This is a genomic window from Streptomyces sp. NRRL F-5650 (genome assembly GCF_000721365.1).
GTDB lineage: Bacteria > Actinomycetota > Actinomycetes > Streptomycetales > Streptomycetaceae > Streptomyces > Streptomyces ardesiacus.
The window spans coordinates 1-421 of the sequence record NZ_JOGV01000161.1; the positions used below are offsets into that span (position 1 = coordinate 1).

Sequence of the window (421 nt, forward strand, 5' to 3'; positions counted from 1 at the left end):
GCGGTGCCGATCACCGCGAGGCCGGCGCCGGTGACCGCACCGAGCAGCACCCGCGGCGCCCGTACGTCCACCACGATGGTCTCCCGGGCGCGCGACCAGTCCTGCTCCTGCCAGTCGGCACCCAGCGCGTGCGTCACGATGCCCCACACCTGGCCCGGCGGTACGTGCACGGAGCCGATGGCGAGGCCCGCCGTCGCGGAGACGACGAGCAGGGCGGTGAGTACCAGCAGTGTGACGCCGAGCCGCGTACGGCCCCGTCCTGAGCCGGTGGACTTCCGCCGGTGGCCCGTCCCCGCGGCGGGCGTGCCGGTGGCGGCCTGGGTCACCGGAAGCTCTCGGGGTGCAGTCCGCGGGCCAGGTCGTCGACCGCGTAGGCCGAGCGGATGCCGACCAGCGTGGCGGTCAGCGGCAGCACGACGAA

1 protein-coding gene is annotated in these 421 nt (G+C 75.3%); it reads right to left on the bottom strand.

All coding sequences use genetic code 11. The features are described from left to right. The coding region (locus IG88_RS0137925) for an iron chelate uptake ABC transporter family permease subunit (protein WP_031051502.1) at window positions 1-326 on the bottom strand (326 nt) is incomplete at its 3' end. Between the last annotated feature and the right edge of the window lie 95 nt (window positions 327-421).